At 60.6% G+C, this 12,921-nt stretch carries 11 protein-coding genes; 5 read left to right on the forward strand and 6 right to left on the reverse strand.

Annotated features, from left to right (window positions below; translation table 11 throughout):
* Positions 1-6: 6 nt before the first annotated feature.
* From sctV to CFII64_RS30040, 5 genes are all read right to left on the reverse strand, one after another.
* Positions 7-2,148 (reverse strand): type III secretion system export apparatus subunit SctV, encoded by a 2,142-nt coding sequence (sctV, locus tag CFII64_RS09520; protein WP_020290573.1) that lies wholly within the window; start codon positions 2,146-2,148, stop codon positions 7-9.
* Entirely contained in the window at positions 2,145-2,483 is a 339-nt protein-coding gene (locus CFII64_RS09525) for a tetratricopeptide repeat protein (protein ID WP_020290574.1), read from the reverse strand. Before CFII64_RS09525 ends, sctV begins: the two co-directional genes overlap by 4 nt.
* Positions 2,480-2,839: a hypothetical protein gene (locus CFII64_RS09530; protein ID WP_020290575.1), complete on the reverse strand. Its 360-nt coding sequence runs from the start codon at positions 2,837-2,839 to the stop codon at positions 2,480-2,482. Before CFII64_RS09530 ends, CFII64_RS09525 begins: the two co-directional genes overlap by 4 nt.
* Positions 2,836-3,786 (reverse strand): FHA domain-containing protein, encoded by a 951-nt coding sequence (locus CFII64_RS09535; protein ID WP_020290576.1) that lies wholly within the window; start codon positions 3,784-3,786, stop codon positions 2,836-2,838. The genes CFII64_RS09530 and CFII64_RS09535 overlap by 4 nt, the downstream gene beginning before the upstream one ends.
* Positions 3,787-3,914: 128 nt before the next feature.
* Complete coding sequence (locus CFII64_RS30040) at positions 3,915-4,079, reverse strand: hypothetical protein (RefSeq protein WP_020290577.1); 165 nt, start codon at positions 4,077-4,079, stop codon at positions 3,915-3,917.
* A 720-nt stretch (positions 4,080-4,799) separates the two neighbouring features.
* Between CFII64_RS30040 and CFII64_RS09540 the strand changes: the two genes are divergently transcribed.
* Positions 4,800-8,213 carry a hypothetical protein gene (locus CFII64_RS09540; RefSeq protein ID WP_020290578.1) on the forward strand — a complete coding sequence of 1,138 codons (3,414 nt, stop codon included), beginning with the start codon at positions 4,800-4,802 and terminating at the stop codon, positions 8,211-8,213.
* Between the two features lie 243 nt (positions 8,214-8,456).
* Here the strand turns inward: CFII64_RS09540 and CFII64_RS09545 are convergent, their stop codons facing one another.
* Positions 8,457-9,362 (reverse strand): LysR family transcriptional regulator, encoded by a 906-nt coding sequence (locus CFII64_RS09545; RefSeq protein WP_020290579.1) that lies wholly within the window; start codon positions 9,360-9,362, stop codon positions 8,457-8,459.
* Positions 9,363-9,631: 269 nt separating this feature from the next.
* On the opposite strand from CFII64_RS09545, the gene CFII64_RS09550 reads away from it, so the two are divergent.
* The 4 genes from CFII64_RS09550 to CFII64_RS09565 are packed head-to-tail and all read left to right on the forward strand — an operon-like array spanning position 9,632 to position 12,912.
* A complete protein-coding gene (locus CFII64_RS09550; RefSeq protein WP_020290580.1) occupies positions 9,632-10,057 on the forward strand; it encodes a RidA family protein in 426 nt (141 codons plus the stop codon).
* 28 nt (positions 10,058-10,085) lie between these two features.
* On the forward strand, positions 10,086-11,246 hold the full coding sequence (locus CFII64_RS09555) for an ABC transporter ATP-binding protein (protein WP_020290581.1): 1,161 nt from the start codon (positions 10,086-10,088) through the stop codon (positions 11,244-11,246).
* 11 nt (positions 11,247-11,257) lie between these two features.
* Entirely contained in the window at positions 11,258-12,262 is a 1,005-nt protein-coding gene (locus CFII64_RS09560) for an NAD(P)H-quinone oxidoreductase (protein ID WP_020290582.1), read from the forward strand.
* A gap of 35 nt (positions 12,263-12,297) precedes the next feature.
* Positions 12,298-12,912, forward strand: a complete 615-nt coding sequence (locus CFII64_RS09565; RefSeq protein ID WP_020290583.1) for a glutathione S-transferase — start codon at positions 12,298-12,300, stop codon at positions 12,910-12,912.
* The last annotated feature ends 9 nt before the right edge of the window (positions 12,913-12,921 follow it).

The raw sequence follows: 12,921 nt of genomic DNA on the forward strand, positions 1-12,921 counted from the left end.
AACACGTCATGAGGCATTCGCCATGGAGGGAATCGGGGCGCCGCTGGGAGTGCGGCGATTGGAGATGTCCGTCAGGCTGATGGTGCCCACCGCCTGCAAGTTGTATTCACCCGCCAGTTCACGGAACGACAGCACCGACAGTTCCAGTTCGCCGCGCACCACCAGCCGACGCATGCCACGGCGCAATTCCGGGTGCACCAGCAACACCGTGCGATCATCGTCGGGCAAGCGTTCGCACACCTGACGCAATTGCGTGACCAGGGTGCGGCTGATCTGTTCGGGAATGGCGTCGCGATTGTTTTCCTGGCGACGCAGGCCGGAGCGCAGCTGTTCTTCCAGCGCAGGGGCCAGCACGAAAGCGCTGATAACCCGGTTGCGATCAGCGAATTGATGGCTGATCTGCCGCGCCAGACAAGCGCGTAAATGCTCAGCCAGCCGCGCGGCATCCGGCTCGCGACTGCCCCACTCGACCATGCACTCCAGCAGCGCCCGCTGATTGCGGATCGACACGCCTTCGGCAATCAGATAACGCAGGGCTTCGGCGACGCGCTGCAACGGCACGATGCGCAGCACTTCCTTGACCAGTTCGCCGTAAGTGGTCTCCATGCGTTCAAGAATCGCCCGGGTTTCCTGAATGCCGAGAAAGTCGGCGGCGTAACGCCGCAAGGTGCGATCGACCACGGCGCGCAGCACTTCATCGGCAAACAGGAAACCGACGCCCGCTTCCTGCAGGCTGTCCTGATGCTGCAGTTCGATCCATTGCGCGGTATGCCGACTCAGCGGCGAATCAGCTTCCAGCGCCGGGATTTCCAGCAGGTTCGCGTGCACCGGATCGTCCTTGAGCAGCAAGCAATCGGCGGGCAATTCACCTTCGCTGACCGGCACACCTTCCAGCTCGATCGCAAAGCGATTGGCGGCCATGGCGCGGTCGACGTAGATATCCGGCACCGGTACTTCGATGCCCAGATCACCGCGAATTTCGTGGCACAACGACTCGACCCGCTGGCGCAACGGCAACTCCGGCGCGGCCTGCGCCAAACCCGAGCCAATGCTCAGCAGAATGCGGCTGTCCAAAGGTTTGGCGAAGGTCTCGGCTTGTTCAACCGGTTCCTGTTCCTGCGTCGGCAACTCCACCAGCTCCTCAGCGGCCGGCGTGTTTGCCAGGCGTTCACGACGGAATATCACGAACGCCGCCCCGCCGAACACGCCAGCCAGCACCAGGAACACCGGCCAGGGAAAACCCGGCAACAATGCAACGCCGAGCATGATCAGCGCGGTCAAGGCCAAAGCCCGATGACTGGCGCCCAGTTGGCGGAGGATTTCCGTACCCAGATCGCTTTGCGCGTCATCACTGTTGACCCGCGTCACCACAGTGCCCGCCGCAACGGAAATCAGCAGCGCCGGAATCTGCGCAATCAGGCCGTCGCCAACGGTCAGCAGCGAATAGGTATGGACCGCATCGCCAAAGGCCATGTCGCGCTCCACCATGCCGATCATGATCCCGCCCAACAGGTTCACCGAGAGGATCACCAGCCCGGCGATGGCATCGCCTTTGACGAACTTCATGGCGCCATCCATCGCGCCGAACATCTGGCTTTCGCGCTCCAGACGCGAGCGGCGACGGCGCGCTTCGGGCTGGTCGATGTCGCCGTTGCGCAAGTCGTTATCGATGCTCATCTGCTTGCCGGGCATGGCGTCCAGGGTGAAACGCGCGGCAACTTCCGCGACGCGTTCAGCACCTTTGGTGATCACCACGAACTGCGCCACGGTAATGATCAGAAACACCACCAGCCCGACCACCACTTGCCCGGCAATCACAAAATCACCGAACGCCTTGACGATGTGCCCGGCATTGCCGTCCAGCAGGATCAAACGTGTGGTGGTGATCGACAGCGACAGGCGAAACAGCGTGCTGAGCAGAATCAACGGCGGCAGTGCCGAGAATTCCACCGAATGGGAAATATAGAAAGCGACAATCAGAATCAGGATGCTCAGGGCGATGTTCAGGCCGATGAGCATGTCCACCAGCCAGGTCGGCAGCGGAATGATCATCATCACGATGGCCATCAGCATGAACGCCACGATGATCACGTCACTGCGTTGCGCGGCAATACGCGCCAGGGCGTTGAGCTTGTTCATGACCATCATTGCGCGGCTCTCCGGGCGGTGAGGTAGCGTTTGAAACACTGCCGCGCTTCGTCCTTGCGCGCGCCGCTCCACAAGGCGCGACTGCGCAACAGCAGCAGCGGCGGCGACTCACCTTCGTGGTCCACCAGACGATCCAGCGCCGCCAACGCGCGATCCGCCTGGCCGCTGTCGGTAAATGCCATCACCAGATTGCGCAACAGCGCCGGATCGGTTGGCGCCAGCTGCACGGCAATCAGCAACATGACCAGCGCCCGCTGTGACTGGCCGCCACGTCGATACAGTTCGCCCATGCCCTTGAGCAGTTCAACGCAGTCCTGTTCGTCGCGAACGCTCATTCCTGCACCTCTGCGCGCTGCTGTTCGAGGGTGCGACGCAAGTAGATTTCTTCGCGGATCAGCTCGTGGGCCAGGGTTTTGATTTCCGGCTCGGCGTCCAGCGCCGGCAGCACGGTGTGCAAGACGTAATCGAGAATTTCCAGGGAGCGGGCGCTGCCGAACAACTCAGGATTGACCGCGCCGGTCACGCCCGATTGCGCCACTTCGCCGCGTAATGAACGTCGGGCGAGGATCTCGCGCTTGCTCAGCAGCGCATCGAAACGCGCGCCTTGCCGGGGGCTGATCGGCCGAACGCCTTCAACCGGCGGGGCTTTGTCAGTCGTGGTGGGCAGCAGTGGGCGCGGGTCGATTCTCATAGGGTGAAGGTGAACCTCTCTTCACCACGGGCGAGAATCACCTGATTGTTTTCGATGCTTTGCAGCGTCCAGTTATCCGCCAGCGCAGCACCGGGATACAGGCGCTTGCCGCTGTCGTTGATCACGTAGGGATTGGGGCCGAACCACACCGCCTGAAGACGCACACGCGGCTTGGCAACTTCAGCGCCCGCTACCACGCCGGGATGCAACACGACCTGCTGGCCGAAACGCCCGTCGAAGGCTTGCTGCACCTGAGTCCACCGGGCCTTCTGAGCGGGGTCGAAACTGCCTGCGACATTCAGCTGACCATCGATCTCGTTGACCTTGATCCGGTCCAGATTCGCGGCACGCAATTGCGCCTCAAGCCAGAGACGCGCCTGCCCGACAGTCTGCGCACGCTCATCGACGATGGGCGTTGCGACAGGTGCGGGTAACGCCAGGGCCGGCAGCGGCTCACCGCGAAAGGCGAACGCACCGACACACAAAAACATCAGCACCAGCGCGACGATCCATCGCGGCTTGCGCTGCCAGATGGGCGCAACCTGATCCGCCGGTGGTTTGCCAAGCGGGTCGCTGTCGCTGGTCAAAGTCAGGCGCGCGCTGCCCAGGCGGATGTCCAGCGGCAGACGCGCACGATGCCCTCTGCCTGCGGGAATTCTGATTTCCCGGGCATCCTGACTGAACACGCTGACGTCGGCGCCAAGCGCTTCGACGGCCACCTGGCCATTGGCAAAACGCAGGGCCATATGGCGTTCGGCAATGCCGCTGTCGCTGAGCAACAAATCAGCGCTGGCGGCACTGCCAATAATGTAGACGGACTTGTCCAGGGCAAGGCAAACCCCCTGGTGCAGACCGTGGGTGATGCTGAGCACCGGAGTGCTTTTACCCTGGGCCGCTGAACCGGGTTCAGAGCCGGGCATGGAGAGCAAGGAAACGAGGGCTGTCATGATCGAGTTACCCGTGTGGGATGCGCAGCCGGTGGCGCGAAGGACGCCGAGCAAAAACGGTCGATCGAAGCGAAGCGATTACAACAGGCAGACATGCGGACAGCGTTGGCGCTGCCCGCATGACGACGTCAGTTCTGAGGCCGTTGCTTGGTCGCATCGAGCTCAGCTTTCTTGGCTGTGGTCAGCTCGGTAATCTTTGCCGACTTCTCGATAGCCATATCGAAAGTAGCTTCCATCTTTGCGATAGCTGCATCTGCGCCGCCGCCGGAGCTTGCTGGAGGGACTTCACTCATTTTGGATCTCCTTGCATGGATGGGGATGTCTTCAGCCGCTATGCGGCAAACTGATAGAGCATGCGCAACAGTCAATCCTGATAGTGCCAGGCAACTTGTTCATTACCCGGAACCCGGACTGCCTTGCACCCATTGATAGTACGCAGATGAAATAACTCGACGCTGTGAAAACTTGTGAAAGGTTTGCTGCAGTAAAAGCCATTAAAAATATAACGCGATATCATTTAGCCTTCACTGACTTCAACCTAGTAAACATTAGTGTCGGAAGTTTTTACCGGCAAAAAGTGAACTTTATTTATATTCATTGTCATGTGCGTAACAACCTGCCCTGCAAGGGTTTCACACCTATCAGCGCAAAGGGCAAATGCTGCGAAATCGGTGTGAAGCGGCATGCGCGGTTGTGAAATGTTGTGAAACAAAGACCGTGAACCGCCTATATTCATTGGGCTCTGATAGTGTCCCAGCGTATTCAGACGCTGCATGCCTCTGCACCGCCGCAGCCTGTAATTCATTTGAGGCGGCTTGATCAGATGCGCACTGCATCACACTTCAAGTATCTGCTACTTGGTCTTTGATCGACCTGGATCATGCACTGAGCAATGCACTACTTGATAACTGACTATTAATAACTGCCCATTCATACCCGCTGGATCGATACTTCCTTTCAATCAGCCCGTACCGCACTGTCAGGCTGACCGGTTAAAACAGGAGTTAAAACATATGTCGACTCGCCCCCTGACTAACACGCCCGATGCCAAACCGCTGACACGGGGAACACCGCCAAAAACCTTGTTCACTTCAGTGCTCAAGAGCAGCGTCAAGAATGCCGATTCCTATCGTCCGGCGACGCCCGATGAAAAAGCTCCAGCGCTCAAGGACTATCAGTCCATTGAAGAGCCGGGCACGGTGGCGGCAGACACGGTGCGTTTCGTCACCCAGGGCGGCGAGCAGGTGTTGGTCAGCAAGTCGTCGAACCCCAAGCTCTATAAACAGGTGGTGGAAGATCGCCCGGCCCTGCAATCGATCAAGCAAAGCCAGGCCGAGGGTTACTCGCTGGCCGATAAAGACACCGCAGCGCCGGCCACGCTGGGGGATTATGGTTTCATCGGCCCTGCGGACGAAAAAGGCCCGGGCCTGATTCGCTACACCACTGCGGACGGCAAAAGCGTGATCGTCGCCGAGCAGGATAATCCGGAGCTGTTCAAGCAGGTTAGCGCCGACTTCAAGGCCTTGACCGGTATCCATGCCAGCGAAGCCGAAGGCTATCAGCGCGTGGCGCCCGATCAGGACGGCCCCGAAAAATTCGGCGATTTCCAGATCATCGGGCCTGCCGAAGAAGTCGGGCCTGGCGTGGTGCGTTATGTCACTCAGGACGGCAAGAAGTACGTGGTCTCGGAACGGGAAAATCCGACCGTGTTCAAACAGGCCAACGATGCCTACGCCACCATGGGCGGGTTGCGCGAAAGCGAAACCGGCGGCTATCGCCGAGCTACGGATAACGAAGTCTGGCCGCCCTACAGCGGCACCGCTGTCGGCACGGTCGATGAAGTCGGCCCCGGGTTGATCCGCTACAACCACGGCGACCAAAAAGTCATCGTCGCCCGTGATGACAACCCCAAGCTGTTCGACTACCTGGCGGCGCTGCAAGGCGTGATCAACGATCCGGCCAAGTCCGGCGATATCAATAAAGCGGTTTCCGGCGGCGCGACCCTGGCTGATCAAGGCACATCGGTACCCGAACTCAACGACTACAAGCACTTCAACTGGACCGTAGGCCAGGAAGGCGAAACCCTGACTTACGAATTGCACGACGGCACCAAAGTCGTGGTTTCCAAAGACCTCACCCCCGAGCTGTTCAAGAGCGCGACCACCGCCAACGAAACCTGGGCAAAGATCCACACCAGCGAAGCCGAAGGCTACAAGCTCGCCGGGGGCAGTGATTTCCTCAAGAACGTCGACATCACCTTCGGCTCGCCGGACGAACTGGGCGATGGCCTGATTCGCTATGAAACCAGCGAAGGCAAAGTGATCGTCTCCAAGGAACTCAACCCGCAGCTCTACGATGATGTAGTCGCCAAGTGGGAGGCCTTCACCGCCGGTGAAGTCGACAGCACCCGCAGCGGCTCCAATCTGCCGCCGCAGGACGAGCTGGACGTGCTCAATCTGAAGACCGGCGTGAAAGCCGACCCCGATGACGACAAGTCTCCGGAATTGACCGTCAGCGAGCTGGCCACCAAAGAGTTGCTGGACACCTACCGCGAAGGCGTGAAGAACGGCGATATCCCCAAAGATGACCCACGCGCCAAACTGGTCCGCGCCCTCGAAGCCCAGGCCGCTTACCAGAACGGTCGCGGACTGACCGGTTATGAAGAAGATCAGGGCGCGTTCGGCGGCACCTGGCGGGTGTTCGATGACAAGCAGACCGAGCTGTCGTCAGCCGACATGCACGACATCATCGACGGCGGCGCCCTGAAGGATCAGATCAGCACGCTGTTTACCGATCCCACGGTGCAGGCCGACTACAAGGGCAAGATGGACGGCGCCATCAACCGTCTGCCCAACAAGGATGAGATCAAGCAGAAGTTGCTCGACCTCACCGCCAACCCGGAATACATCGCCTACCTCAAGGATTTGCAGAAGCAAGGCAAGGCCCATGAAGCGCAACAGGACCTGAGCGACACCCTGACTTCGCTGTCGCTGTTCGACCCCGCCGCCGCCACCAAAGCTGCGCAGTCGATCCAGGCCGACGGACTGACCAGCGATCTCAACGACCTGATCGCCGATCCCAGCAAGATCTCCGAAGAAAACAGCGAGCTGGCGACCAAGGACATGTTCGGCCTGCTGAAAAGCGTGCTCAAGGGCGAATTGCTCGACCTGCCGCGTCGCACTCAGGAAACCATCGAGAAATTCCTCGAAGAAGGCCTGCAAGGCAAGGAAAACTCCACGGCGGTGACCAAGGCCCTCAAGGAACTGGGGGATGTCTACAAAACCAATGGCACCATTTCGGCGGACGACATCAAGACCGCCCTGGCCAAGCCTTACGTACCCATCGCCGAGCGCGGCAAGCTGGGCGAAGTGTTCAGCGCCCTTAACACCAAAGGCGTGCTGGGTTCCATGGGCGCGGGTGTCTCATTGTTCTCGGGTATTTACCAGTTGGCCGGCAACGGCGGCAAACTGGCGGAAACTCCGCTGCAACGTTTGGCGATTGCCAAGGATTTCCTGAGTTTCGCCGGGGCGTCCGGGCAGTTCGTCAGGATGGGCGACGCGGTCGCCGACCTGATGGGCAAAGGCGGCCTGGTGGACTTCCTCGGGCTGGACAAAACCGTGCCGGAAATCTGGGGCAAAGGTGGCGTTCAGGAAGGCAAGATGGAATATCGCCTGACGAAAATGCCTGGCGAGCTGACCACCAAGATCGAACAGGCACTGAAAAACGCGCCGGGCTTCGACCCCAGCGATTTGTCGGACACGGCTTCGGTCAACTCGGTGCAGGACGGCATCAGCCAGCATATCGACGACGCCGTGACCGGCTCGGGTGCCGCCAAACTGGCACCGGGCAAAGCGGCAAAAATTGCCGGTTCAGTCATAAAAGTGGTCGGTCCGGCCACCGACGTGGTGGGCGGTTTTGCCGACATCGTACTTGGGGCATTCACCATCAAGAGCGGCATCGAAACCGGTGACCCGCTGGCCAAGGCGGCGGGCGGGCTGCAAATTGCTGCTGGTGCATTCGGCGCCTCGGCGGGCGTCCTGGGCGCGGCGGCGCTGGTCGGCGCAGGTTCGGCGGCAGCGCTGACCGGGCCGTTCTTCCTGGTCGGCGTGGTGCTGGCGGTGATCGGCGGGATCATTGGGTATTTCGTTGATCACAACAAGAAACAGAAGGCCAGCGAGAAGGAAAACGACTGGTATCGCGATCTGGCTGCCGACGGGCTTCTGCAATCGGACTGGGCCGACAAGGTCGAATACGCCCACTATTCGATTCACGAGTACGGCGAGCGTGAGGCGCCCGCCGATGACAGCCTGTTCCGTTTCCAGAGCGCGGAATGGCAGCACTTCGACGAGACACCGCAGAAAAATGGCTCGTCAAGCAACCGCCTGGATTACGAAAAGCACGTGGAGTTTGGCGACGACAAGCGCTGATCCGAAAAACTATCGGATCTGTTGGAGGCTTGCCCGCGAATCAAGCGGCGCGGTGGACCAGATCCACCGCGTAGCAGTTTTTCGCGGACAAGTCCCCTCCTACCGGTTTTGCCCAGATTCGGCAGGACCGGACTTGTCCGGGAAGGCGTTCGCAGACACAGGGTTGAATCAGGCGAAATGATGTCGGCCAACCCGCCGCCATCGCGGACAAGTCCGATCCTGCAGATTCCGCGTTGGAGAAGGTCAGGCGGCGTTCTTGACCGGTTTCAACGACTGCGCCACCAGACTGCCGAACGACGCCACGGCGCCCTGCAGGTTGCCCAGGAAACGTGGGTAAATCAGCCACAAGTCCATCACCGGCTTGAAATCCTTGACCGGCATCACCGCCAGTTGCTCGCGATGGATACTGCGCTCCAGCAACGGGCGCGGCACCAGGCCCAGCCCCATGCCGTCTGCCACCAGCCCCAGCTGCAATTCAGTGCCGAAGGTTTCCAGATTGACCTTCAGGCTCAGGCCCTGATCGGCCAGCGTACGCTGCAAACCGGCCCGGAATCCGCAACCATCGGGATTGAGTACCCAGCCCTGCTCATAGCAGTCAGCCAGCTTGACCGGTTTTTTCGGCAACGCTGATTTGGCACAGACCACCACCAGTTCCATTTTGCCGATGGACTCGCCAATGATGTTCTCCGGGAAGATCTTGCCCGCCGGGAACAGCGCTGCAGCGGCATCCAGTTCGCCATTCTCGATCTTGTTGACCAGATGACTGCCCCAACCGGTCACCACCTGCGCGCGCAGCTCGGGGAATTCATTGCGCATGTATTTCAGCGCATCAAGCAACACCGCGTCGCCAATGGTTTGCGGCACACCAAGACGCAACAGGCCGCTGGGCGGCGTATCGCTGGCGACCAGTTCACGCAGGGAATCCATTTCCCGCATGATCGCCAGGCACTTTTGATAAACCTGGGTGCCCATTTGCGTGGGTTTGAGCGGCTTGGTGTTGCGATCGAACAATTCGACCCCTAACGCCTGCTCGAAATTCTGCACCCGGCGGGTAATCGCCGGCTGGGTCAACCCCAGGGATTGCGCCGCATGGCTGATCGACTGGCAACGAATCACCGCCACGAAAGCATCGATATCATCAATTTTCATTCAGACCGCACATAAAGAAACGGGAGAGAGATAGGCGAAAAGCATAGTTGTATTTTCGCTGGGTGGAAAGGTCGGGAACGAGGGACTCGCTACTTGAACGCCGCCGGCGCGGCTCAACAGGCCCAAACCCTCGGTCTGCCAGGCAGCAGCGAGCACGACCCATTCCAGGCTTCGGTTTTTCCTAAGCACTACCCCGCGCAAATGCTGGTTTCGTCAAATCAGAGGCAGTGTGAAGCTGGGATCATTCCGTTCCCTGAGAGTCGCCAGGCATGCCTACCCATACTCGTATTCGCATGTTCAACACCAAAGAAACCTACCCCAACCAGTCGTTGGATAACGACCTGTGCCAGGCCGTACGCGCCGGCAATACCGTGTATGTCCGGGGCCAGATCGGTACCGACTTCGCGGGCAATCTGGTTGGCCTCGGTGACCCGCAAGCGCAGGCCGAGCAGGCGATGAAAAACGTCAAGCAGCTGCTCGAAGAAGCGGGCTCCGACCTGTCGCATATCGTCAAGACCACCACTTATCTGATCGACCCACGCTACCGCGAGCCGGTGTACCGCGAGGTCGGGAAATGGCTCAAGGGCGTGTTCCCGATTTCCACAGGCCTGGTGATTTCCGGCCTGGGCCAGCCTGAATGGCTGATGGAAATCGATGTGATCGCCGTCATCCCGGATGACTGGACTGCCGCCTGAATTTCAGCCCCTCTTTATCGGAGCGCCCATGGCGACTGCACACATTAAAAGCTTTACCCCGGCAATCGATGCCGACCCATTATCGTCGCCGCCGCGCAGCAACGTCGCTGTCCAGCTGGACGGCGTGCTCAAGCGTTTCGGCGATTCCATCGCGCTGCACAAGGTCTCGCTGAAGATTCAGGAAGGCGAATTTGTCACGCTGCTCGGCCCGTCGGGTTGCGGCAAGACCACCCTGCTCAACCTGATGGCTGGATTCGCTGAAGCCGACAACGGCGAGATTTTCATTGATGGCCAACTGGTCACCGAAACCCCGCCGTATCAACGGGAAATCGGCATCGTGTTTCAGAATTACGCGCTGTTCCCGCACATGAGCGTGGCGAAGAACGTCGGCTACGGTCTGCGCATGCGCCGGGTGCCCAAGGCCGAAATCGCCGAACGCGTCGAGCAGGCACTGGCACTGGTCAAGCTGCAAGGTTATGGCGAGCGCAAGCCGAGCGAGCTATCGGGCGGTCAACAGCAACGCGTGGCCCTGGCTCGGGCGTTGGTGATCCGGCCCAAGGTATTGCTGCTCGACGAGCCATTTTCGGCACTGGACAAGAATTTGCGGCTGTCGATGCAGATCGAACTCAAGGATATCCAGCGCAAGCTGGGCGTCACGACGGTATTTGTCACCCACGACCAGAGCGAAGCCCTGAGCATGAGTGATCGCGTGGTGGTGATGTCCGCCGGGCACGTGCGCCAGATCGGCACGCCCGACGCGATCTATCGCCGCCCGGAGGACCCGTTTGTTGCCAGTTTTGTCGGCGACGTCAACATCCTCCCCGGCCGTTACCTGAGTCGCGACGACCTGGCCACTCTGGAGCTGGGCGACAGCACGCTGCGTCTGCCCGCCGAGCGGGTTCACGCCCAGGTTGGCGAACGGCTGGATGTTTACGTGCGCCCGGAGAACATCCGTCTCGGCGCGCTAGGCCCCCACTCGCTGCTCAGCGCCACCGTGGTTACCCATGTGTTTCAGGGCGATCACGTGGACATCCATCTGGACGTGCCGGCGTTGGGACAACGCCGCCTGTTCGTCCGCCAGTCCGGCCTCGACGCCCTGACCCGCTGGCCTGTCGGCGCTGCCGCTGGCCTGACCTTTGACGACGAAGGCACCTGCGCATTCGCGGCCGACGTTCAGCCACCCCAATGAAGAGCGATTGCATGAGCCAGCTTCCCGAAACGATCAACGCCGTCATCGCCCGCGAACCCGGTGGACCTGAAGTGCTGCAATGGGTGCAGCGTGCGCTGCCACAGCCGCAAGCCGGGGAAATACTGATCCGCACAGCGGCGGCCGGGGTCAATCGCCCGGACCTGATGCAGCGCAGCGGCATGCCGATCCCGCCCGGCGTCACCGATGTACTCGGCCTGGAAGCGGCTGGCACAGTGGTGGCGGTGGGCAGTGGAGTTACAGATTTCGCACCCGGCGATCGGGTCATGGCGCTGCTTAACGGCGGTGGTTACGCCCAATACTGCGTCGCTGTTGCCACCCATTGCTTACCCGTCCCGGACGGCCTGTCGCTGGAGGACGCCGCTGGCGTGCCGGAAGCGGCCTTCACGGTCTGGCACAACCTGTTCGAACTGGGCCGCCTGAGCGCGGGTGACACGGTGTTGATCCACGGCGCCGCGAGCGGTGTTGGCAGCTTCGCTGTGCAGTGCGCGCAGGCTGCTGGCGCACGGGTGATTGCCACTGCCGGTGGCGCGCAGAAAATTGCCGCACTGAAGGCGCTGGGCGTCTGGCGGGCCGTTGACCGCGATCAGGAAGACTTTGTGGAAGTGGTCAACGACTGCACAGCCGGGCGCGGCGTCGATGTCGTGCTCGATAACGTCGGCGGGCCTTATGTGGCTCGCAACCTGGCAGCGATGGCACCCGGCGGACGTCACGTGAGCCTTTCATTTCTGCAAGGGGCGAAGATCGAACTGGACCTGCAACTGGTGATGCGCAAGGGCCTGAGCCTTACGTCTTCGACACTGCGACCGAAAACCAGCGAAGAGAAAGCCCGTATCGCGCTTTGCATCCGCGAGCACCTGTTGCCGTGGCTGGCGTCAGGTCAGGTCCGCCCGTTGATCCACGCCCAGCTGCCTTTGAATCAAGCCGTCGAGGCGCACCGTCTACTGGAGGCCAACGCCAACATCGGCAAGGTGTTGCTGACCGTTGATGCGCTGTAGCAGGTCATGTCTTCATGCCCGATAAAGGAGGCTTAATGTTCAAGCTGTACTACGCGACGACCTCTGCCTATGTACGCAAGGTCATGGTCTGCGCCCATTATCTGGGCATCATCGAGCAAATCGAGTTGCTCGACTCGGCGGCGCATCCCATCCAGCGCGACGAGCGCATCGCGCGCTTCAATCCTCTGGCCAAAGTGCCCGCCTTGCAGACCGCTGACGGCCTGTCGTTGTACGACAGCCGGGTGATCTGCGAGTACCTGAATGACTATGCCAACGGCTCGCTGTTCCCGACCAATGGCCAGCAACGCTGGGTCAGTCTGGTCCGTCTGGCACTGGGTGATGGCCTGGTGGATGCGGCGTTGCTGGCGCGTTACGAAAGCAGCGCGCGGCCCGTGGAAAAACAGTGGGACGCGTGGATCACAGGACAACTGCTCAAAGTCCGCGCAGCCCTGGCCGAGATCGAAACCCAAGCGCCGCAATTGAGCCGCATCCCCGACGATATCGGGGCGATTGCCATCGGCTGCGGCCTCGGCTATCTGGATTTCCGATTCGCCGACCTTGACTGGCGCGCCGGCCACCCCGCCGCTGCGGCCTGGTTCGCTGAATTCGACCAACACCCCGCCATGCTTGCGACCCGACCGGTCGCGTAACGCTTTGGA

Source organism: Pseudomonas sp. CFII64 (genome assembly GCF_000416235.1).
Classification (GTDB): Bacteria; Pseudomonadota; Gammaproteobacteria; order Pseudomonadales; family Pseudomonadaceae; genus Aquipseudomonas.

Bases quoted from the DNA above. Each gene is read 5' to 3' on its own strand.
- CFII64_RS09555 (WP_020290581.1), top strand. From the start codon at position 10,086: ATGGCGACTGCACACATTAAAAGCTTTACCCCGGCAATCGATGCCGAC.
- CFII64_RS09535 (WP_020290576.1), bottom strand. From the start codon at position 3,786: ATGACAGCCCTCGTTTCCTTGCTCTCCATGCCCGGCTCTGAACCCGGT.
- CFII64_RS09530 (WP_020290575.1), bottom strand. From the start codon at position 2,839: ATGAGAATCGACCCGCGCCCACTGCTGCCCACCACGACTGACAAAGCC.
- CFII64_RS09525 (WP_020290574.1), bottom strand. From the start codon at position 2,483: ATGAGCGTTCGCGACGAACAGGACTGCGTTGAACTGCTCAAGGGCATG.
- CFII64_RS30040 (WP_020290577.1), bottom strand. From the start codon at position 4,079: ATGAGTGAAGTCCCTCCAGCAAGCTCCGGCGGCGGCGCAGATGCAGCT.
- CFII64_RS09545 (WP_020290579.1), bottom strand. From the start codon at position 9,362: ATGAAAATTGATGATATCGATGCTTTCGTGGCGGTGATTCGTTGCCAG.
- CFII64_RS09540 (WP_020290578.1), top strand. From the start codon at position 4,800: ATGTCGACTCGCCCCCTGACTAACACGCCCGATGCCAAACCGCTGACA.
- sctV (WP_020290573.1), bottom strand. From the start codon at position 2,148: ATGATGGTCATGAACAAGCTCAACGCCCTGGCGCGTATTGCCGCGCAA.
- CFII64_RS09550 (WP_020290580.1), top strand. From the start codon at position 9,632: ATGCCTACCCATACTCGTATTCGCATGTTCAACACCAAAGAAACCTAC.
- CFII64_RS09565 (WP_020290583.1), top strand. From the start codon at position 12,298: ATGTTCAAGCTGTACTACGCGACGACCTCTGCCTATGTACGCAAGGTC.
- CFII64_RS09560 (WP_020290582.1), top strand. From the start codon at position 11,258: ATGAGCCAGCTTCCCGAAACGATCAACGCCGTCATCGCCCGCGAACCC.